The 20,980-nt window shown below is 62.2% G+C and carries 15 protein-coding genes; 11 read left to right on the forward strand and 4 right to left on the reverse strand.

The genetic code is table 11. The annotated features are described in order from the left end of the window. The first annotated feature begins 2 nt into the window (after positions 1 to 2). The 3 genes from RE429_RS02140 (at position 3) to RE429_RS02150 (ending at position 4,647) form a co-directional block, all read left to right on the forward strand. Positions 3 to 1,052 (forward strand): sensor histidine kinase, encoded by a 1,050-nt coding sequence (locus RE429_RS02140; protein ID WP_414472755.1) that lies wholly within the window; start codon positions 3 to 5, stop codon positions 1,050 to 1,052. 1 nt (position 1,053) lies between these two features. Continuing rightward, positions 1,054 to 3,198 carry a sensor histidine kinase gene (locus RE429_RS02145; RefSeq protein WP_414472756.1) on the forward strand — a complete coding sequence of 715 codons (2,145 nt, stop codon included), beginning with the start codon at positions 1,054 to 1,056 and terminating at the stop codon, positions 3,196 to 3,198. Positions 3,199 to 3,354: 156 nt separating this feature from the next. Beyond that, the gene (locus RE429_RS02150) at positions 3,355 to 4,647 is read left to right on the forward strand and encodes an amidase (RefSeq protein ID WP_414472757.1); all 1,293 of its coding nucleotides are present in this window, start codon (positions 3,355 to 3,357) and stop codon (positions 4,645 to 4,647) included. A 12-nt stretch (positions 4,648 to 4,659) separates the two neighbouring features. Here RE429_RS02150 and RE429_RS02155 read toward each other — a convergent pair whose 3' ends face one another. Then, positions 4,660 to 5,679, reverse strand: coding sequence for a hypothetical protein (locus tag RE429_RS02155; protein ID WP_414472758.1), 1,020 nt, complete (start codon positions 5,677 to 5,679; stop codon positions 4,660 to 4,662). Positions 5,680 to 6,158: 479 nt separating this feature from the next. Here RE429_RS02155 and RE429_RS02160 point away from each other — a divergent pair, with 479 nt between their 5' ends. The 5 genes from RE429_RS02160 (at position 6,159) to RE429_RS02180 (ending at position 14,145) form a co-directional block, all read left to right on the forward strand. Then, positions 6,159 to 7,748, forward strand: a complete 1,590-nt coding sequence (locus tag RE429_RS02160) for an isocitrate lyase (protein ID WP_414472759.1) — start codon at positions 6,159 to 6,161, stop codon at positions 7,746 to 7,748. Positions 7,749 to 7,900: 152 nt separating this feature from the next. Beyond that, positions 7,901 to 9,136 carry an efflux RND transporter periplasmic adaptor subunit gene (locus tag RE429_RS02165; protein ID WP_414472760.1) on the forward strand — a complete coding sequence of 412 codons (1,236 nt, stop codon included), beginning with the start codon at positions 7,901 to 7,903 and terminating at the stop codon, positions 9,134 to 9,136. Then, complete coding sequence (locus RE429_RS02170; protein WP_414474285.1) at positions 9,136 to 12,270, forward strand: efflux RND transporter permease subunit; 3,135 nt, start codon at positions 9,136 to 9,138, stop codon at positions 12,268 to 12,270. The genes RE429_RS02165 and RE429_RS02170 overlap by 1 nt, the downstream gene beginning before the upstream one ends. 321 nt (positions 12,271 to 12,591) lie before the next feature. Beyond that, a complete protein-coding gene (locus RE429_RS02175) occupies positions 12,592 to 13,368 on the forward strand; it encodes a hypothetical protein (RefSeq protein ID WP_414472761.1) in 777 nt (258 codons plus the stop codon). A gap of 312 nt (positions 13,369 to 13,680) precedes the next feature. Further along, a complete protein-coding gene (locus tag RE429_RS02180) occupies positions 13,681 to 14,145 on the forward strand; it encodes a PRC-barrel domain-containing protein (protein ID WP_414472762.1) in 465 nt (154 codons plus the stop codon). Between the two features lie 413 nt (positions 14,146 to 14,558). On the opposite strand, the gene RE429_RS02185 is transcribed toward RE429_RS02180, so the two are convergent. From RE429_RS02185 to RE429_RS02195, 3 genes are all read right to left on the reverse strand, one after another. Then, a complete protein-coding gene (locus tag RE429_RS02185) occupies positions 14,559 to 14,873 on the reverse strand; it encodes a hypothetical protein (RefSeq protein WP_414472763.1) in 315 nt (104 codons plus the stop codon). A gap of 867 nt (positions 14,874 to 15,740) precedes the next feature. Continuing rightward, positions 15,741 to 16,106, reverse strand: coding sequence for a tyrosine-type recombinase/integrase (locus tag RE429_RS02190; RefSeq protein WP_414472764.1), 366 nt, complete (start codon positions 16,104 to 16,106; stop codon positions 15,741 to 15,743). 104 nt (positions 16,107 to 16,210) lie between these two features. Then, positions 16,211 to 17,284, reverse strand: a complete 1,074-nt coding sequence (locus tag RE429_RS02195) for a hypothetical protein (protein ID WP_414472765.1) — start codon at positions 17,282 to 17,284, stop codon at positions 16,211 to 16,213. Positions 17,285 to 17,593: 309 nt separating this feature from the next. Between RE429_RS02195 and RE429_RS02200 the strand changes: the two genes are divergently transcribed. The 3 genes from RE429_RS02200 to RE429_RS02210 all read left to right on the forward strand — a co-directional run bounded on the left by RE429_RS02200 (position 17,594) and on the right by RE429_RS02210 (position 20,861). Next, entirely contained in the window at positions 17,594 to 18,703 is a 1,110-nt protein-coding gene (locus RE429_RS02200; protein WP_414472766.1) for a PP2C family protein-serine/threonine phosphatase, read from the forward strand. Positions 18,704 to 18,762: 59 nt separating this feature from the next. Beyond that, positions 18,763 to 19,779 (forward strand): serine/threonine-protein kinase, encoded by a 1,017-nt coding sequence (locus RE429_RS02205; RefSeq protein ID WP_414472767.1) that lies wholly within the window; start codon positions 18,763 to 18,765, stop codon positions 19,777 to 19,779. Positions 19,780 to 19,850: 71 nt separating this feature from the next. Continuing rightward, on the forward strand, positions 19,851 to 20,861 hold the full coding sequence (locus RE429_RS02210; protein ID WP_414472768.1) for a protein kinase domain-containing protein: 1,011 nt from the start codon (positions 19,851 to 19,853) through the stop codon (positions 20,859 to 20,861). Positions 20,862 to 20,980: the final 119 nt, after the last annotated feature.

The raw sequence follows: 20,980 nt of genomic DNA on the forward strand, positions 1-20,980 counted from the left end.
CGATGGCTCAGGCGGCCGCTCTCCAGTCCAGCCGAATGCTCCGCATCCTCCTCCTGGAGGACAGCGCGCTCGATGCCGAACTGGTGACGGAGGCGCTGCTCGCCTCGGGCCTGACGGTCTTCGTCGAGCGGGTCGTCCTCGAGGAGGAGTTCGCCGGGATGCTGCGCGACGGCTCATGGGACCTCGTGCTGGCCGATTACCTTCTGCCCGGCTTCGACGGACTTCATGCCCTCGCCCTGGCGCGGACGCAGCGGCCGGAACTGCCCTTCGTGTTCGTGTCCGGCGCGCTCGGCGAGGAGGTGGCCGTCGAAGCGCTCAAGCGCGGGGCGACGGATTACGTCCTCAAGGACCGGCTGGACCGGCTTCCCGTCACGGTGCTCGGAGCGCTGGCGGAGGCCCGTGAGCGGACCCAGAAGCGCGAGTCCCAGGAGACCCTGCAGAAGCTCCTCGACGAGCGGACGTCGCTCCTGCACGAGCTCGATCACCGCGTGAAGAACAACCTGCAGCTCCTCCTGTCGCTGATCGGGATCGAGATCCGCCACGCCGAGGACGAGGCGACCGGCAGGGTGCTGGGGCGCATGCGGGAGCGGCTTCAGGCCCTTGGGGCGGCCCATCGCGATCTCTACGACGGGAACGGGTCCTCCCGGTTCGACGTGAGCAGCTTCGCCCGCGGGCTGTGCCAGGAGCTCACGGTCTCCATCGCCGATGTCGCCATCGTGCCTGAATTCGACCTCGAGGCCATCGAGGTCGAGGCCGCCAAGGCCGCGCCGATGGCGCTTCTCTTCAACGAGATCGTCGTGAACGCGCTCACCCATGCCTACCGGGAGCGGCACGGCAAGCTGAAGATCGCCATGCATGTGCGCGACGGTCGTCTGACGTTCCAATTGTCGGACGACGTCTTCAGTCCGGAGGAGAAGCAGGCCGCGCAGGAAGGCGCCTCCGGCACCGTGCTGAAAGGCCTGGCGCGGCAGCTCGATGCGAGCGTCGAATGGCCCGCGGACGATCCGACGGTGCTCGTGCGCGTCCTCATGCCGGTTCAAGAAGTCGGCTGACATGCAGGACAACGACGGCCCTGCACCGACATCGTTCCCGCGCCCGCCCAACCTCCTCGACGGATCGCGCACATCGCTGCGTCAGATCCTCTGGGCGCTCGTCGTCGCCCTCACCCTGCCGGCCGTCCTGATCGCCGCGGCGGGGTTCCGTTCGGGCTATCGCGCCGAGCGCGACACCTCGGATCGGCGCCTCCAGGAAACCGCGCGGGCGTTGAGCCTGTCGCTCGACCGCGAGATCGAGAAGAACGAGCTGGTTCTGCGGGTGCTCGCCCTGTCGCCCGCCATCGCTCAAGGGGATTTCGCCGCCTTCCATCGGCAGGCGCGGGAGGCCGGACTCGCCAGCCAGTCCCGGATCGCCCTGATCGACATGGACGGCAAAGTGCTGCTCAACACCGGCGCGACCTACGGCGCGCCCTTGCCGGACAACTGGCGCGAGAGCGTCCTGCGCAAGATACAGGAGGCCCACAAGGCGCAGCTGTCGGATCTCCACGCGGACCCGATCACGGGCCGGCCCCTCATCACGATCGATCTTCCGGTCGTCATCGACGCGAAGGTGGCCTACATCCTGTCGGCGGCCATCGGCCCCGAAACCTTCCAGCGGATCATCGCGGACCAGCGCGTCGACCGGGATTGGAACGCGGCCGTGCTCGACGGCAGCGGGCGGATCGTCGCGCGCTCCCGCTCGCCCGCCGAGTACGTCGGGCGGCTTGCGAACCCGGTCATCCGCGATGCCTCCGCCATGTCCCGCGAAGGCAATGTCCAGAGCGTCACGCTCGACGGCATCTCGGTGCGCGCCTATTTCAGCCGGTCGCCCGCCTATGGCTGGACCTTCGTGGTGAGCGTGCCGGTCACGGAACTCGCGGCGTCCTTCAAGCGCTCCCTGTTCTGGCTCTTCATCCTCGCCGGATGCATCCTGCTGGGGGTGCTCCTGGCCGCCATCCTGTCGCGCCTGATCGCCAAGCCGGTCGACCGGCTCGTGGCCGGCGCGCAGGCGCTCGGAACCGGCCGCGAGGTGACCGGGACGACCACCCGCGTGCTCGAATTCGACACGATACAGAAGGCCCTGGCCGACGCGGCGTCCGACATCCGCACCCAGGCAAGGCATCGGGAGGAGGCCCTGGCCGGGATCGCCGAAAGCGAGGCGCGCCTGCGTCTGGCGCTCCATGCGTGTCATCTCGGCTCATGGGAATACACGCCCGCGACCGGCGCCTTCGAGGCCTCGCCCCAGTGCCGCGCCCATTTCGGCCGCGGCCCTGACGGACCGTTCTCCTATGACGACCTGATCGCCGCCATCCATCCGGAGGATCGCGCCCGGCAGGCCGAAGCCGTCGCCCGGGCGCTCGACATCCGCTCCGCCCTCGAGGTCGAGTTCCGCGTCGCCTGGCCGGGTCACGGCGAGCGCTGGATCCGCATCAGCGGCCGGGTGCGCAGCGGACCGGCCGCGGGCCTCTCGCTCGTGGGCGTGTCGCAGGACATCACGGAGCAGCGTCTGGCCGACGAGCGCCAGGCGCTTCTGCTGCATGAGCTCAACCACCGGGTCAAGAACACGCTCGCCACCGTGCAATCCGTCGCCTCGATGACGCGCCGCGCCGCCGAACAGGGCGACGAAGGCGCGTGGGACGCCTTCGAGCGGCGGTTGCAGGGCCTCGCCAAGACGCACGATCTGCTCACCGCCACCCAATGGCAGGGCGCATTGCTGGAGGAAGTGCTCAGAAGCGAGCTCGACCCCTATCAGGACGCCATGCGCCAGCGCATCCGCCTGCGCGGCCCGAGGGTTAATCTGCAGCCGAGCGCCGTTCTGGCGCTCGGGCTCGCCATCCACGAGCTGGCGACCAACGCCACGAAATACGGAAGCCTGACGCTGCCCGAAGGCCGGGTGAGCGTCATGTGGGCGGTCGCGCTCTCCTTGAGCCCGCCCGTACTGATCGTGGAATGGGTCGAAAGCGGAGGGCCGCCGGTGGCGCCGCCCAGGCGCCAGGGCTTCGGCACCCGGCTGATCCAGCGCGGCCTCGCGCAGCAGCTCGGCGGCGAGATCAAGCTCGATTTCCAGCCAGAGGGTATCCGCTGCGTCATCACCTTCCCGGTCAAGGCCGTGCTGGCCGACCCCGCCCCGGCGGAGGAGAGCACCGAGCGATACGCCTCCTGACCCGAGGCGGCGGGGGAGATCGCCGGAGGCGCTTGATCGCTCCTGCCCGTCTCTCCTGCCCGTCTCTCCTGCCTGTCCCTCTTGCTGTCACTCTTGCCTCTTGCCCGCCTCGTCCAAGAGTGGCAGACCCGACCAGTGTCCAGACAGGCTTCCCCCATGATGACGGCGCGAGACAAGCTCGAGATGATCCTGGCGCGGCTCTCCGACCGGACGGGGGACGAGCGCGTGTTCACGAAGCTCTATCCCGACGCGGCCCGGGCCGCCGCCGATGCCGCGGATGCCCGCACGCAGGCGGGGATCTCCCTGGGCCCGCTCGACGGTGCGCTCGTGTCGATCAAGGACCTGTTCGACGTGGCCGGAGAGGCGACGGTCGCGGGCTCCCTCGTGCTGCGCGAGGCCGCGCCCGCCGCCCGGGATGCGCTCGTCGTCCGCCGCCTGCGCCAGGCGGGCGCCGTGATCCTGGGCAAGACCAACATGGTGGAATTCGCCTTCTCGGGCCTGGGCCTCAACCCCCATTACGGCACGCCCGGCAACGCGACGGACCCTTTGCGGATTCCCGGCGGCTCGTCCTCGGGGGCCGGGGTCGCCGTGGCGGAAGGCACTTCCGAGATTTCCATCGGCAGCGATACCGGCGGCTCGGTGCGCATCCCGGCGGCGCTCAACGGCGTCGTCGGGTTCAAGCCGACGACGGGGCGCGTGCCCCTCGACGGCGCCTTTCCCCTCTCGCCCAGCCTCGATTCCATCGGCCCGCTCGCGCGCTCGGTGCGGGACTGCGCCTTCGCGGACGCGGTCATGGCCGGGGAGGAGCCCCACGCGCCGGATCCCTATCGGCTTGCGGGATTGCGGATCGGCATCCCGCGCGGGCGCCTGTTCTCGCGCAGCGAGGCGCTGGTCGAGGAGGCTTTCGAGAAAACGCTCGGCCGCCTCTCGAAGGCCGGCGCGGCCATCGCCGATCATCCCATCGACGATCTCCTCCTCGCCATGCGCGAGACGACGGAGGCCGCCTCCATCGCGTCCATCGAGGCCGCGGAAGTTCACGCGGACTGGCTCGAGAGCCGTGCGGACGAGATCGATCCGCGCGTCCATCCCTGGCTCATGCGCAGCAGCGCGGTTCCCGCGCCGGTCTACCTGCGCATGATGCGCCGGCGCCGCGACCTCGTCGCCGCGATGGACCGGCGGCTCGCGCCCGTCGACGTGCTGGCTCTGCCCACGACGGCGATCACGGCTCCCCTGATCGCGCCGCTCGAGGCCGACCCGAAGCTCTATGACGCCACCGACGGGCTGATCCTGCGCAACACGCAGGTCGCCAACCAGTTCGACCTGACGGCCATATCGCTGCCGCTCGCCATCGGCGAGCGGCCCGTCGGTTTCATGCTGATGGCGCGGCACGGGGAGGACCGCAGGCTTCTCGATATCGCGGCCGGCGTGGAGCAGGCGCTTCTGGCCTGAGCGGCTCCGCGGTCACACGACGAGGAAGTCGGCATAGGTCATCTTGAGACCCGCCGAAATCTTGGCGAAGGCGATCCCGTCCGCGCCGCCCGCGCCGTCCGGGTCGTAGACGAGAACCCCGTGGGATCGGTCGTAGACGATCCGGTCGGTGGCGTCGTGCGCGGCCGCGCCGGTCCAGAACATGGTCGGCTTGATGTGTCCCGCCGGTCCGAGCGCCTTGAAGACCGCGTTGTCGAGCCAGATGGTGTCGTCGGCGACCGAGAAATCCACGATGGTGTCGATATTGGTCACGGGATCGGGCCTGGTGTTGAACACGAAGGCGTCCTTGCCCGCATCGCCCCGCAGCGTATCCCGGCCGGTTCCGCCGTAAAGGATGTCGTCGCCGACGCCGCCAGTCAGGCGGTCATGGCCCGCCTGTCCGTAGAGCCTGTCGTTCCCGCTGTCGCCGACGAGGCTGTCGTTTCCGGCCCGGCCGTAGAGGATGTCGCTGCCGACGCCGCCGAACATGATGTCCCGGTGCGCCGTTCCGAAGAGCGAATCGTTCACTTTCATGGACTGGAGCTGGCCGTAGAGCGGCGCTTCGCCGGGCCGGATGCCGACCGGGTAATGGGTGGCCCAGTTGATGCCGACGCTGTGCAGCACCGAGGCGACGACCGAATTGCTGTTGAGGTCGTCGCCCGGCGCCTGCCGGTAGATGTCGAAGCTGTAGGGCAGATGGGCGGCGTCGATGTTCTGGGCGTGCCTGACCATCACGCTCCAGACATCGTCGGCGTCGCGGGTGCCGAGATCGAGGACGGTGCGGTGCCGCTCCTGCGGCGTATCCGAGCCGCGCCGGTCGGGAGAGGAGGCGAGGCTCACATCGGCGAGCGTCCCGAGACTGCCGTCATCCTCGATGCTGCCCCGGATCACCTTCTCCGACACGACGCGCCCCTGACTGTCGGTGACCGTCTTCACCAGATAGAGGTGATGAAACTCGCTGTTGATGTCCCCGATACCGAGGGGCTTGGCTTCGATGGCGATAACCGTCGGCATGGAGGATTCCCGTCCCTTCCGCGTGATGATGCTGAGCACCAACAGCCTCGGAGGCGCTGCCGTTCCATGCGGAGGCCGGGGCGTTTTCGGCGAAACGGCTCCGGTTCGCCCGCCACCTGCGTCCTCCCGCCGTCTCCCCGCAATGACGGTGCAGCGGATTGTAAGGTCTTTACACGGTCCGGTCCCTGCGGCGAATACCGCGTGGCCGGCGGGCGCTGAAAGCCACCACCCCAAGTTTTCGTCTCTCGAGGCATAGACTTATGGCGTATGCGTCGTCGCCAGGATCGCCGGCGGCGCCGGTCGGTTTCAAAGAACCCAAGAAAATCAACTGCAAGGCCGTTCCGATGTTTTGTCAAAGATTTACAGCGTGACAGAGCGCATGCTGTAAAGCTCCACACCCGGACCTTTACGCGCCTTCCGGCGCACGAACGCCCCGGATACTTCCTCGTTCAACCAGTCCAAAAGCGAGGAACACGACCGTGGCTTATCAAGATCAGATCGCGCAGGCTCATCGCATCGTCGAGGAGGCCCGCACCTGGAGCGGAATCGATCCGGAAGCGGTGGCGCGCATGCGCCTGCAGAACCGCTTCCGGACAGGGCTCGACATCGCGCGCCACACCGCCAGGATCATGCGCGAGGACATGGCGGCCTACGACGCCGATCCGGCGCTCTACACACAGTCGCTCGGCTGCTGGCACGGCTTCATCGGCCAGCAGAAGATGATCTCCATCAAGAAGCATTTCGGCTCCACGCAGCGCCGTTATCTCTATCTCTCCGGGTGGATGGTCGCGGCCCTGCGGTCCGAATTCGGGCCGCTTCCGGATCAGTCGATGCACGAGAAGACCAGCGTTCCCGCCCTGATCGAGGAGCTCTACACCTTCCTTCGCCAGGCCGATGCCCGCGAACTCGGCCTTCTCTTCCGCGACCTCGATGCCGCGCGCAAAAACGGCAACACGCTCCGGGAGCGGGAGATCCTTACCGCCATCGACAATCACCAAACTCATATCGTGCCGATCATCGCCGATATCGACGCAGGGTTCGGCAACGCGGAAGCGACCTATCTGCTCGCCAGAAAGATGATCGAGGCGGGCGCCTGCTGCATTCAGATCGAGAACCAGGTGTCGGACGAGAAGCAATGCGGCCACCAGGACGGCAAGGTCACGGTCCCGCACGAGGATTTCATCGCGAAGCTGCGCGCCGTGCGCTACGCCTTTCTCGAACTCGGCGTCGATGACGGCCTCATCGTGGCGCGCACCGATTCCCTGGGCGCGGGCCTCACGAAGCAGATCGCAGTCAGCCGCCGGCCCGGCGATCTCGGCGACCTCTATAACGGCTTTCTGGATTGCGAGGAGATCACGCCCGAGACCTGCGTCAACGGCGACGTGGTCATCAACCGGAACGGCAGGCTGATGCGCCCGAAGAGACTGGCCAGCAACCTGTTCCAGTTCCGCCCCGGCACGGGCGAGGACCGCTGCGTGCTCGACTGCATCACGGCGCTCGAGAACGGCGCGGACCTTCTGTGGATCGAAACCGAGAAGCCCCATATCGAGCAGATCGCCGGCATGGTCGACCGCATCCGCGCGGTCATCCCCGATGCGAAGCTCGTCTACAACAACTCGCCGTCCTTCAACTGGACCGTCAATTTCCGCCAGCAGGTCTACGATGCCTGGGAGAAGGCCGGACGGGACGTGTCGTCCTACGACCGCGCGCGGCTCATGAGCGCGGAATACGACGAGACCGAGCTTGCGAGAGAAGCCGACGAGCGCATCCGCACCTTCCAGGCCGACGGCTCCCGGCAGGCGGGCATCTTCCATCACCTCATCACGCTGCCGACCTATCACACGGCGGCGCTCTCCACCGACAATCTCGCGAAGGAGTATTTCGGCCGCGAGGGCATGCTCGGCTATGTCCGCAACGTGCAGCGCCAGGAGATCCGCCAGGGCATCGCCTGCGTGAAGCATCAGAACATGGCGGGCTCCGACATCGGCGACGACCACAAGGAGTATTTCGCCGGCGAGGCGGCGCTCAAGGCCGGCGGCGCGCACAACACGATGAACCAGTTCGGCTAGAGCATGGGCCGGGAACGGCCTCCCGCGTCATGCCGGTCCCGCCTTTCTCTTTCAAGCTTAAGGGCTGAACCAGAGCCTCTGTCCGCCGTTGGATAGCAAGACCGAGGCAGCCGGTCTCCGGCATGTCCGATCCGGTCCTTCCGGAGGACAACGTGGCCAAACGCATTCTTCTCATCGCCATGATCGGTCTGGCGCTTGCCGCTGGCCTCACCGTCTTCGTGTTCCGCCCGTCCGGGAAAGCGCCGGTGTCCCAGACCGGCTCGGCCTCGGCGATGCCTCCGCCCCAGGTCGGCATCGTCACGGTCAAGCCCGCCGAGGTTCCCTATCCGGTCGAATATGCCGGGCGCGTCTCGGGCTTTCGCGACGTGGAGGTGCGCCCGCGCGTCGGCGGCCTCCTGCTCGAGCGCGCCTTCGACGAAGGCGCGAAGGTCACCGAGGGTCAGGTGCTGTTCCGGATCGATCCGGCCACCTACGAGGTGGCCCGGAGCCGGGCCGAGGCTCAGCTCAGGCAGGCGCAGGCGGCCCTCGTCCAGGCGCAGCAGAATTTCGACCGCATCGAGCCGCTCGCCCGCCGGGGCGTTTCGACGGACGTGCAGCTCGACGAGGCCCGCTCGCAGCGGGATCAGGCGCAGGCCGGGGTGCAGCTCGCCCAGGCGGAGGTCCGGAGCGCCCAGCTCAACTTGAGCTACACGACGGTGACGGCGCCCGCGACCGGCACCACGGCGCTGCAATCGCCGCCGGTCGGCGCCCTCATCCAGGCGCAGCAGACGCTCCTGACGACGATCTCGCAGCTCGATCCGGCCTATGTGGACTTCTCCATTCCCGACGCGGAATGGCGCGCCTTCCAGGCCCTCAACGAGCGGCGGGACAAGCCGATCTCCGAGAAGGACCTGAAGGTCGAGCTGCGCTTCGCGCAGGAAACCTCCTATCCTCAGCCCGGCCGGATCGACACCGCCGCCCAGCGGGTCGATCCGCAGACCGGAACGATCCAGGCGCGGGCGATCTTTCCCAATCCCGACGGTGTCCTGCTCCCCGGCCAGTTCGTGCGCGTGCGCATCACCGGCATCACGCTTCCCGATTCCATCGTCGTTCCGGAGCAGGCGGTCAGCCAGGGCCCGCAGGGGCCATCGGTCTACGTGCTCGGGGAGAACGACGTCGCCCAGGCGCGGCCGATCCGCCTCGGCCCCGAGGTTCCGGCGGGCTGGGTGGTGCGCGACGGCCTGAGCGGGGGCGAAAGGGTGGTGGTCGACGGCGTGATCCGGGTGCGCCCGGGGCAGCCCGTCAGGCCGGTTGCGGCGGGCACCGGAACGGCGACCGGCTCGGCGGCGTCGGGAGCTCAAGGGAAGCAAGGCGGCCCGGGCGGTCAGGCAGCGGGGACACGGCCATGATCTCCAAATTCTTCATCGACCGCCCGATCTTCGCGTCCGTCCTGTCCATCGTGATCGTGCTCGTGGGGATCATCGCCATGCGGATCCTGCCCGTGGCGCAATATCCCGAGATCGTGCCGCCCCAGGTCGTGGTTTCGGCGACCTATCCGGGAGCGAGCGCCGAGACCATCGCCGAAACCGTGGCCGCGCCCCTGGAGCAGCAGGTCAACGGGGTCGAGAACATGATCTACATGCAATCGACCTCGACGGGCTCCGGCACCATGAACCTGTCCGTGTACTTTCAGACCGGCACCGATGCGGACCAGGCCACGATCAACGTGAACAACCGCGTCCAGCGCGCCAACGCGGTCCTGCCCGAGGAGGTGCGGCGGCAGGGCGTGACGGTCACGAAGCGCTCGTCCTCGATCCTGCAGATCGTCGCTTTGTCCTCGCCCGACCGGCGCTACGACACGATCTACATCTCCAATTACGCGCTGGTGAACGTCATCGACGAATTGCGGCGCACGCCGGGCGTCGGCGACGCCTCGCTCTTCGGCGCGTCGGATTACTCGATGCGCATCTGGCTCAGGCCCGACAAGGTCGCCCAGTTCAACCTGACGCCGGGCGACATCGCGAACGCGATCCGCGACCAGAACGCCCAGTTCGCCGCCGGCCGGTTCGGCGAGGAGCCGATGCCCGGGCGACAGACCTTCACCTATTCGGTCACGACCCAGGGACGCCTCGCGGACCCGCGCGAGTTCGAGCAGATCATCCTGCGTTCGGACGAGAACGGCGGGGCCCTGCGGCTCAAGGACGTGGCGCGGGTGGAACTCGGCTCCCTGAATTATTCCACCGTGGCGACGCTCAACGGAGCCCCGACGGTGCCGATCGGGATCTACCTCCAGCCCGACGCCAACGCGCTTCAGGTCTCGGCCGCCGTCAACGCCACGATGCAGCGGCTCGCGCAGCGCTTCCCCGACGGGCTGCGCTACGACGTGCCGTTCAACACCACGACCTTCATCGAGGTTTCCATCGACGAGGTGATCCGCACCTTCGTCGAGGCCATCGTGCTGGTGGTGATCGTGGTGTTCATCTTCCTGCAGAACTGGCGCGCGACGCTGATTCCGCTGCTCGCGGTTCCGGTCTCCATCATCGGCACGTTCGCGGGCATGTATGCGCTGGGCTTCTCGATCAATCTCCTCACGCTCTTCGGGCTCATCCTGGCCATCGGCATCGTGGTGGACGACGCCATCATCGTGCTCGAAAATGTCGAGCGCATCATGACCACGCAGGGCAGGCCGCCCCGGGAGGCCGCCATCCAGGCCATGCGCGAGGTGAGCGGGCCGGTCATCGCCGTGGTTCTGGTGCTCTGCGCGGTGTTCATCCCCGTCTCCTTCCTGGGCGGGCTCGCGGGCGAGCTCTACCGGCAATTCGCCGTCACGATCGCGGTCTCGGTGGTGATCTCCGGCATCGTCGCGCTGACGCTGACGCCGGCGCTCTGCGCGATTCTCCTGAAACCCGGCCATCGGGAGCCCTGGCGGCCGTTCCGCATCTTCAACCGCGGCTTCGGGGCGGTGACGGGGGCCTTCACGTCGGGCACGGCGTTCTTCCTGCGCCATGTGGCGGCGGCCCTCGTGATCATCGCGCTCATGCTCGGCGCGACCTGGTGGCTGTTCGAGCGGGTGCCCGGCGGCCTCGTGCCCGCGGAGGATCTGGGCAACGTCTTCGTCGTGACGATGCTGCCGCCCGCGGCGTCCCTCGACCGCACCCTCGACATCACCGCCAAGGTGACGGAGGGGCTGACGCAGAACCCCGCCGTGGCCGACGTCGTGACCCTGGCGGGCTACGACTTCCTGTCGGGCGCGCAGAAGACCAATGCGGGCATCTCCTTCGTGACCCTCAAGGACTGGTCCGAGCGCACCGATCCGCGGCTCGATGCGAGAAATCTCGCGCCGTCATTCGCGGCCCTCAACGCCGATTTCCGCGACGGGATCGTGATCGGCTTCAATCCGCCGCCGATCATGGGCCTGAGCACCACGGGAGGCTTCGAATTCTACCTGCAGGACCGCTCCGGCGGCAGCCTGGAGAATCTCGCGCAGGCCGCCCAGAGCGTGGTCCAGGCCGCCAACCGGCGCCCGGAGGTCTCGGGTGTGTCGACCACGTTCAACACGAACGTGCCGCAATACCGGATCGACGTGGACCGCGACAAGGCGAAGGCGCTCGGCGTGCCGATCTCGGCGATCTTCGACACGATGCAGAGCACCTTCGGCAGCCTCTACGTGAACGATTTCACCCTGTTCGGGCGCACCTACCGGGTGAGCCTCTCGTCGGAGCCCGCCTTCCGGCAGTCGCCCGACGACCTGCGGCACGTCTTCGTGCGCTCCGGCAGCGGCGCCATGGTGCCCCTCAACGTTCTCCTGACCACCACCCGCGTCTCGGGGCCCGACGTGGTCGACCGGTTCAACGTGTTTCCGGCCGCGAAAATCCAGGGCAATCCGGCGCCCGGCTTCTCATCGAGCCAGGCGATCGCCGCCATGGAGCAGGTGGTGGCCCAGACCCTTCCGTCCGATTACTCGATCGGCTGGACCGGCTCCGCGTATCAGGAGCTGCAATCGGCCGGAACCGGCACGCAGGGGTTCCTCCTGGGCCTCGTGATGGTGTTCCTGATCCTCTCCGCGCAATACGAGCGCTGGTCGTTGCCCTTCGCGGTCATCACGGCCGTGCCGTTCGCGGTCTTCGGAGCCATTCTGGCGATCTGGCTGCGCGGCATCGAGAACGACATCTACTTCCAGGTCGGTCTCGTCACGCTGATCGGCCTTTCGGCCAAGAACGCGATTCTCATCGTCGAATTCGCGGCCGAGCGCCATCGCGAGGGCGCCTCCGTCATCGATTCCGCGCTCGAAGCGGCGCGTCTGCGCTTCCGTCCCATCGTGATGACGTCGCTCGCCTTCATCCTCGGCGTCGTGCCGCTCGCCATTTCGACGGGCGCGGGCTCCGCAAGCCGTCACTCGGTCGGCACCGGCGTGATCGGCGGCATGCTGGCCGCGACCTTCCTGGCGATCCTGTTCGTGCCCCTGTTCTTCCGGCTGGTGACCCGCGACAGGAAGAGGCGGAGCGAGGAAGATGCCGTTACGGCACCGGAAGCGCAGCGCTGAGAACGCCGTTCCGGGACCGTCAACGCTCGTCTTGAGGGCTCAACAAAGGAAGGTGACGTCCTTTCATGTCGAGCCTGCAAGTCATGTCGAGCCTGCAAGTGAAATAAGCTCAAGTTATCGCGGGTCTCAACATGTAATAATATTTATGAGACAAAAGGCTTACTCATAAATTCCTGTGACGAGGAACAAGTCCCTCTCGAAAGCTTCTTTGTCCATGGGGGCAAGATCGCCATCGAGAGGAGATCCGGCGTGAGAACGTCCTTATTATTTGGAAGGCGCAGAGAGCTTGCTTGCGGCGTAGCAGTAATGCTTGCGTTATTCTTGATTCCTCAATCATCCGAGGCGCGCCAGGGCGGGGGCGGCAGCGCCTCCGGCAGCGCCACAGACAGCAGCGGCGGGTCTCGCGGCTCGCGCGCCGACGGAGGCGGGCTGGGCATCGGAGCCAGCGTCGGCGGCATCAGCGCCGGCGTCGGGGCGAGCCTCGGCGGCTCTGAAGGCCTGGGCGCGGGTCTCGGTGCGAGCATCGGCGGCTCCAACGGCGTCAATGCCGGCGTCGGAGCGAGTGTGGGCGGCTCCAATGGTGTCAATGCCGGCGTCGGTGCGAGTGTCGGTGGATCCGGGGGCGTCAATGCCGGCGTCGGCGCGTCGGTCGGTGGATCGAGAGGCGTCAATGCCGGATTGGACGCGTCCATCGGCGGATCGAGAGGCGTCAATGCAGGCCTCGATGCATCCATCGGCGGAGCAAATGGTGTCAATGCCGGCGTCGGCGCGAGCGTTGGCGGCTCCAGAGGGATCGATGCCGGCGTCGGAATCGGGATTGGCGAAGCCACCGGCCCTGGAGCAACTCCCGGCAATCCGGGACAACCCGGCACAGGTCGTCCCGGTGCCGGCGGCGTCATCGGCAGCCCGGGAACACCGCCCGGGCCCGGCGCGAATCCCGCTGTCCCAGGCCGCATGGCCGCCGAATGGAATGCGATGAGCGAGGCCGATAAACAGAGGCTTCGCAAGACATGTGCGGGTGTGCTCGCATCGCCCGACGGCTACGAGGCCGACCTGACCGCCTTGTGCCGGTTCATGGGTCGGGTATCCTCGCGATAGAGCAGCGTGAGAAGAAGTGGAACCCGGTTCTTCGCGAAGAACCATGCTTCATCAAAGAGAGAGAGCAAGCATTCTGATCCCATCAGGACGCAATTTGCTCCAGCGCGTCGTGCGGACCCAGCGGGCCGTACGATGCGCTGGATCGCCAAACAGGTGAGGCACTGGCGTGAGCCCTGAGTTGGCGAAGTTCACAGCGTAAGGGCGATCTACCGCGTTGCGCCTACAACAACCTAACGGTTGCGTTCTCATACCAGACATGAGTCAATATCTACGGTCGAGGATAGCAGCGATCCCGTCGAGAGGGAGGTGCTTATGAGGACCTACTACGTCTTTCAGTCTCAAAAATCACCCAGGCTTCAGGGCTTCACTGACGAGCCTCAAGGTCAGTATCTTCCCAGTGACGAAGGACCATGGAAGGCGGTCAGAAGGATTGAGCCTGACGAAGAGTGGGACGTCGATACCAGCAGAGCCGTCGTGGCCGCCGGGATACTAGAAAACGGCTACTATCTATCAGGTCCGATTGAGCGATCAGGACCGCTTCATCCCGAAATCGAAAGTGACCGTGTTGAAGGCACCCCGGTATTCAATAGCGCCAATGAGCGTATCGGCACCATCAAACGTCTACTGATAGAGAAGATAAGCGGTCGCGTCACAAAGGTGGACGTAACGTTTGGCGGCTTCCTCGGGGTCGGTGTTCATCACAGCACAATCCCCTGGGAGAGGCTTGAGTATGACCCTGATCTTGAGGGATACCGTACTGACATCGCAGGGGCCTAGCGCATCGTGCGGACCCGGCGGGTCGCTGACGCAGCCCGCCGGGTCCGCTCGAACGATGCGCGCCTTTCAAGAAGGGAGCATCGGATTCGATCCCAAAAGGGGAGCCCACTTTTACGTCCGACGCTCTCGGCCAGACTTGCTCCAAGGTTCCAAGGCGATGACCAGGTTGCCGTGGTTGCGAGCGTGACGTTCTGGCGGGTGTCGTTCGTTACAGCATCGGGGGTGATATCGAACCCACATCCGATGCTGTCAGTCTCTGTTGTCGAGCATCTTTTCACGCAAAACCCGCTCCCACTTCCCGCGTTCGAGGCTCTGGTGAGAGGGAGCGGTGGCGCGATGTGGGAATCGGCTTGGCTTACGAGAAAGAGTTGATGAGGGAAGGCGGTCCCGCAAATTGTCGAACTAAGTGGCTGTTACTCATCCTCATCGGAGGCAGTTTGCCACTCGGCAACTTCTTCGGGGGTGGCCGTCCTTTTGCCAATCAGATCAGAAAGCAAGGCAACCGGAAACGAAATGCTTTTCCATATGGTGCGAATGAAAGCGTCCTGATCCAGTTCCAACAAGCGGAGGGTCACCCTGTCGGGGTGCTCGGGATCGTACTCAATGTCAAAGGAGTAATGTGGATGCTCCAAGCCATCGTCACTTTCCGCTGGAACATTGAGGGACACAACTTGATCGTCCGGGGCTGAAAAGCCGAACCGGATGCCGCGAATTGGAGGATTGTGCATTTTTATCGTTGGCGTTTATCCATCAAGCTGCTGATGGTGATTGGGGTTACCGCCGCAAGGCTTTATGGCGAAAAGAGGTCATGCCGCAAAGTTTGCACAATTGTTTAGGTTTGAGAAGATTACATAAATGCGTACTTGTATGACTATTGTCTCTTGCCAGTAAGGTCTTTGGGCACTGGAAGCAAATATAAGAAAATGGGCCGCTCCCGAACTTGGATTTGATCACAATCTGCGGCCCTGCGCCCGTATGCCCCTACGGTAGAATTTAGCCATCTGGCTTGGTCTGCTGATGAACAGGTATCCGCAAGGAGTAGTATCGTTGGCTTGTGCCACTTCGCTGAACAGTCGTTTATTGTAACATAGTGTCCATGATTTGCCCCTATGGCTGACCACTGAGAAGTGCCTCTTTCGGGGGCTTTTCCTTTGTTGCCCCATAATCTTTCAATATGGGCCAGTGCTCTGCGAAACGTAATGTGAAGTAATGCGTTGGATCGTATCTATAATATTCGAGGGTACGGAAAGATGAAGAAGGTAACTTGGCTATTCGCAGCAGCGTTGATTGGGTCGGGTATTGTCACTTCGACGCCTTCATTTGCTCAAGTCCAGTTTGGTATCGGGCCGGATGGTCCGAGCGTCAGAGTTGGACCTGATGAGCGTCGTTACGAGCGCCGCTACATTGAACGACGTCGTGTGTACGACGAGGATGATCTAAGGACAGGAAGCGTCAATCGCTGCCGGACCGTAGTCATTCGTGAAGAGGACGACAACGGCGACTTGGTCACGCGCCGGATACGCCGCTGCCGATAACCTTTTACTTGCGAAGGCAGAGGGCTTGGGAGGCGGTTGGTGTCTCCCAAGCCTCTTGGCCTAATCAACCGTAGCCTTGGCCACCTTCTGAGCCACCTTTTCCGGTCTCAGGTGCGTATATCGACTCAATGTCCATGGGTCTCCAAGCCCGCTGATCAGAGCTACATCAGGAATAGTGAGGCCATACTCGAAGAAGCGGGAGACGGCCTCATGGCGAAGGTCATGAAGCCTTGGGTCTTCCAAGTCAGCTCTTTGCCTTACCCTTTCCCAAGCGAGCCGCACAGCATTGGGCGTAACGGGAAAGACCCGTTCATCCTCCCTCTCTATCGGAGTCAGGGCCTCGATAGCCTTGGGTGTGAGGGGAATGGTGCGAGGATGACCGTTCGTGTTCGAGCTTGGTGGAGCTGAGGGGAGGCGATCCAACATCGGAAAAAATCAGTAAGATCAGTAGCTTTTGAGGTCTTCGGTTGAGGCTGTGTACCGAGCTTGTGTACCAAAATTCCTTTGCGAAGGGCCGTCAACGATTGTTCTCAGGCTTGGTGAGGCAACAAAGCCATAATGATGAGCGAGGGCATAGCCTCCTTTATTTTGTCCAGCACGCCGTCTGAGGCGTCTTTGCATACAAAAACGCATCTTTTGCTACATAGGTATTGCTCTGCGTATAGTCGAATAAAAAATATATCGCTGTAAGAAATGTAGCTCTCGTCGTGTACTATATATACAGTATCGCATTCCATCATCAATTTGATGGTGTCTGGGTCTGCTTTGGGGCGGTGGCCTAACCTAATTTGAATTGAGCATTTCACGAGCGCCGAAACGTCATTCGGTTCTCTGACAAGAGCAACTATTGTCTCGTTCTCTAATCCGTTATGAGATGATGAGAAAACTAAGCGATCTGCGAATTGATTGATAATGCAAGAAATCGACATTGCGCCTCCGCCATGCCGTTCTTCACTGAATATCGATGTATAGTTGTAGGGAGACCCGTTGTCTCTCAATGTGACTTTCAGCTTTTCTACTGTTAGCGAGAAGGTCGTTGCTCCTCCATGCACGAGTGCATTTCGGGCGATCTCTATGGAGAGGTCGCGAATAGCATCAGCTACATCCCGGCCCCATACTTCACGTAGGCAGCTGTATAGTATTGCGTCGCCAATAGTCTTGTTCTCCTGCCCGAGCTCGGTCACCTGCACTGCTTCGTCGGCAAGCCCAAGATCAGGAAGAAGGGTCATCGATAAATTAATGTCACGCCCATGCTCGTGCTCTAACTGTGCTCGGCGTTCCGCAACTTTCCGCCAGTGCTTGAGCATAGGAATAGTGAACCTTACCTCGTCTGTGTCGATTAGTTTTCCATGGCTGAAGCACATCCAGATGCCGTTCTCTATTGATGAGAGTTCCGCCGCTGTCATGCCCGGAATAACCCGGCGAGCTCCCGGTCCTCCAGAGGCCGCAGCAATATGGCATGCCATCCCTGAGCTTGATGACTTTTCAGGCCCTTCAGTACTGGGGCCAATTGTGCTAGCCCGGCATCCAGGGAAGGAGCACTTGAACCCAGCACGCTTGGCCAAAGCATCTTTGACCGTTTGCGAAAACTCGACCCGAGCCATGAACGCTTATTCTCCTACGTAGTGAGGTCCTTGTCTGTCTCCTGGGGCACGCTCTTGCAAGGGGCCGTCACGCAAGCCTCAGCCCAATCAGAGATTAAAATTCTGGTTGCGAGTGCTCATGGGTCTCCAGTCATGCGGGTCCGATCCTGTGGGATTTACCAACATTACAGGTATCTAAAGCGGGGGCATTGCCCGTAGCCACGATCCAGGTAATTTTGGAGCCGAAGACATATAACAGTGCTAGATGCGACGACAGAAAATCTGTTAATAGCGTGATAACATAGCCTCGGCAGGCAATAGGGAGCGCATTTGGCGGAAGATCAGCTTCAGAAACGAGTACAACGTTTCATCCTAGACGCAAGGGCCGCTCGCTCATCCAATTCCGTTGGAGGGCACGCCATTGGAACCGGGATCGGTGCAGTCAGGCGCGAAAACCAAGATCGAGCCCTGATCGTGCAGGCCGTTTATCAAGGTATGCCTGAGAGAAACTTTACCATGGGGGTCGTTTGCGACGGCATTGGCGGCATGTCGCACGGCGAAGATGCTGCCGTTACGGCAATCAGCGTTTTTGTGTCGCGAGTGCTGCGCTCCCCTGGTCTCGGGCCTGAAAGCCGTCTCTTTCATGCGGTTGAGGCGGCAAACGATGCTGTCTTCTCCCAACTCCGGGGGCGGGGCGGCTCAACCATAGCAGCAGCATTCTTTGATGATAATGGTCGTATAACAACAGTTAATGTCGGCGATAGCCGAGTGTACGCACTCATGCAGACCGGTGCGCTCCAGCGGTTAACGAGAGACGATACCCTTGCCGAGTTTCTCCGTAACTCGGGCAAGGAGGCTGGGCATCATGCGAACAGCCTCGTACAGTTTGTCGGAATGGGAGAGGGCATTGAGCCTCACGTCCGATCTCTATACGACATTGGTGTATTCCAACGACTGCTAGTGTCTTCCGACGGTATCCATAGCGCTCCTGAAGAGGTCTTTGGGAGCGTGCTGCGATCTGCCGAAACTAGCTCGGAGGTTATTCGCCGGTTGTTGTTGCTGTCCGAGATAATGGGCGGTCGAGACAACGCAAGTGCTGTCGTATTTGATGTACCAGCGAAGCCAAACAGATATGAGGCTCAGCAAGGGCTCAACGTAACTCTGGTCTCGTCCTTTTCACAGCTAGAGGTTTGGATACCAATTCTTGCTGAAGGTCAGAGCCGTAACGAGCGACTTACGGCGTCGTTGACAGAGGCGGCAACCCCCGACCAACGGCCGGGGAAGGCTGCGCAAGAGGGGCGGTCTACGCCGGGACGTCCACGTTCTAACAAGCGGCGTAGACCCGCCGCCAATGTGGCCGAGCAGGAAAGCGAGTTGCCGCTGGACGATCAAACTCAGCCCGAACTGAATGTTGAGTTTCCCAATAAACAAGAAGAGTAGCGCCGGTGAAGCTCCCAAGCCGTTATGTGCCTGTTGGTAAGAGCTTCCCGGGTGGAGGCATGTCAGACACTTTTGTCTGCACTGACACTCATCTTGAGAGGCCTGTTCTCATTAAGAGATTGAGGCCTGGGGTCGACCCGAAACGTATCTTGGACGAACTATCTGCTCTACAAGCCGTTCGGTCAAAGCACGTCGTCCAGATATTCGACGTAATCCGAGACGATAAGGGCAACGTAGAAGCTCTAGTTGAAGAATATTTGCCGGGAGATGAGTTTACCTCTGCTCCTACTCCATCTACTGCTGACGAGTTCTTGAAGCTCATTTTCCCTGTCGCTGAAGGCATAGCAGATATCCATCTGCATCAGCGGGTCCATCGTGACATCAAGCCGAACAATATGAAGTATGATGGTGAAGGGTGCCTAAAAATCTACGATTTTGGCCTTTCACGCTTGGACGATAACGCCAGCACGGGGGAAGTGTTTGGTACACGTGGATACATTGCTCCCGAGCTGCTTATTGCAGGCGCAGACGGTCGCACAGGGTTCACAGCTGCCGTAGATACATTCGCGTTCGGCGTTACGGCGCTACGTTGCATTCTAGGCCAGATACCGGCTGCACTAATGAATTTGCCTCCCACGCTGCCGTGCCCTGATGCAGACTTCTCGATCTTGCCCTTAGGATTGCCTCCTGAGGTTGCTTCCATACTCAACAGCTGTTTGGCAGAAGACCCAACATGTCGCCCGACAATGGTTGCGGTAAGGGACATCATAGCACTCCACCTGCTTCGTGATCGCCACCGCGCTCTACTCACGGCGCGGACTAGTGTGTTTCAACTGGATAGTTCGCGAAGAGTGGTTGGCCTTTCGGCTGCAGGTCAAGGCAGTCTGAAAGTTACATATGATGGTCTGCGATTTGTAATCAGCGATGTTTCTGGCGACGTCAGTATCAATAACATGCCCGCCAAGAATGGAGATGTTCTTCCTGGGTCCTGTGTGATTGTACTAGGTGCAGCCGCCCTCGCTTCGAGACGGACCTTCGTTACAGTAGATGTCTCACACCCTGAGGTCACAATATGACAGGGATACACCAGACTGGAGACGTGGTTGGTGGGCGGTACAATGTAGTTTCCTACATTGGCGAAGGTGGCATGCAGGAAGTATATCTTGCCACCGACCGTCTGCTCTCACGAAACGTTGCGTTGAAAGCTCCAAAGAATAGCTCCGCCACAAAACGTTTTCAAAGAAGTGCGGTTGTTAGCGCGAAGGTGAACCACGCAAACGTAGCCAAAACACTTGATTATGTTGAGACGAACGAACGCTCATACCTCATTGAGGAGCTGATCCAAGGAGAAGACCTAGGTGCAATCCTAAAATCTAGGGTGCGCTGTCTCGATCCACATATGGCCGCTCGCACACTCCATCACCTTGCGAAAGGATTAGCGGCCTCGCATCACGCAGGAGTAGTCCACCGAGACTTGAAGCCAAGCAATGTCATGGTGGTCGGTGGTGCCAACTTTAATACGCTGAAGATAACAGATTTTGGCATTGCAAAAATGGCGGCTGAGGAATTGGCGGACGCAGTTGAGGGAGGCGAGAGCACCATAACGGCATCCCAGACAGCAATTGGTGCCATCCCTTACATGGCTCCAGAAGCCATCGAGGACATTCGTAATGTCGGCCAGGCTGCTGATGTTTGGTCCTTGGGCGCTATGATGTATGAGCTTATCTCAGGAACAAAGCCCTTCGGGACAGGATACAAAGCTATTTTGGCCATCAGCAAAGCAGAGCCGCTGAAGCTGCCTGCTGCCATTCAGGAGCACGTGCAGTTTAAAGCGCTCGGTGAGCAGATATTCGCAATAATCCAGAGGTGTGTCTCCGCAGACCCGAATACTCGGCCAACGGCAGATGAGATTGTTCAAGAATGCGAACAGCTATGTTACCAAAATACCGAGCGGGAGTTTGGGGTTATCAAGCGCTTTGATAATCCTGCTTGGGGGTTCATTTCAGCGGATAAGGGCAAAGACGTTTTCTTCCACGCGCAGAGCGTATTCCCTTCGCAAAAGCTGAAAGTGGGTGATCATGTTTGGTTCGCCCGGCACCAGGGAGGTGGCAGTGATCGTGCTTTCCCGGTCCTCAAAGTGGCTCATCCGCCAGACTAGTTGTTCAGATGGGGTATTCGGCTTGAGCCCTATCAGCAGCGGCAATGGTTAGAAGGCAGCGCTTCGAGCTGATGATAGCGTGAGGGTGTTCCCTCACAAGCATCAGGAAAGGGCGCGCA

It is taken from the genome of Microvirga sp. M2 (assembly GCF_047497095.1).
Taxonomy (GTDB): domain Bacteria; phylum Pseudomonadota; class Alphaproteobacteria; order Rhizobiales; family Beijerinckiaceae; genus Microvirga.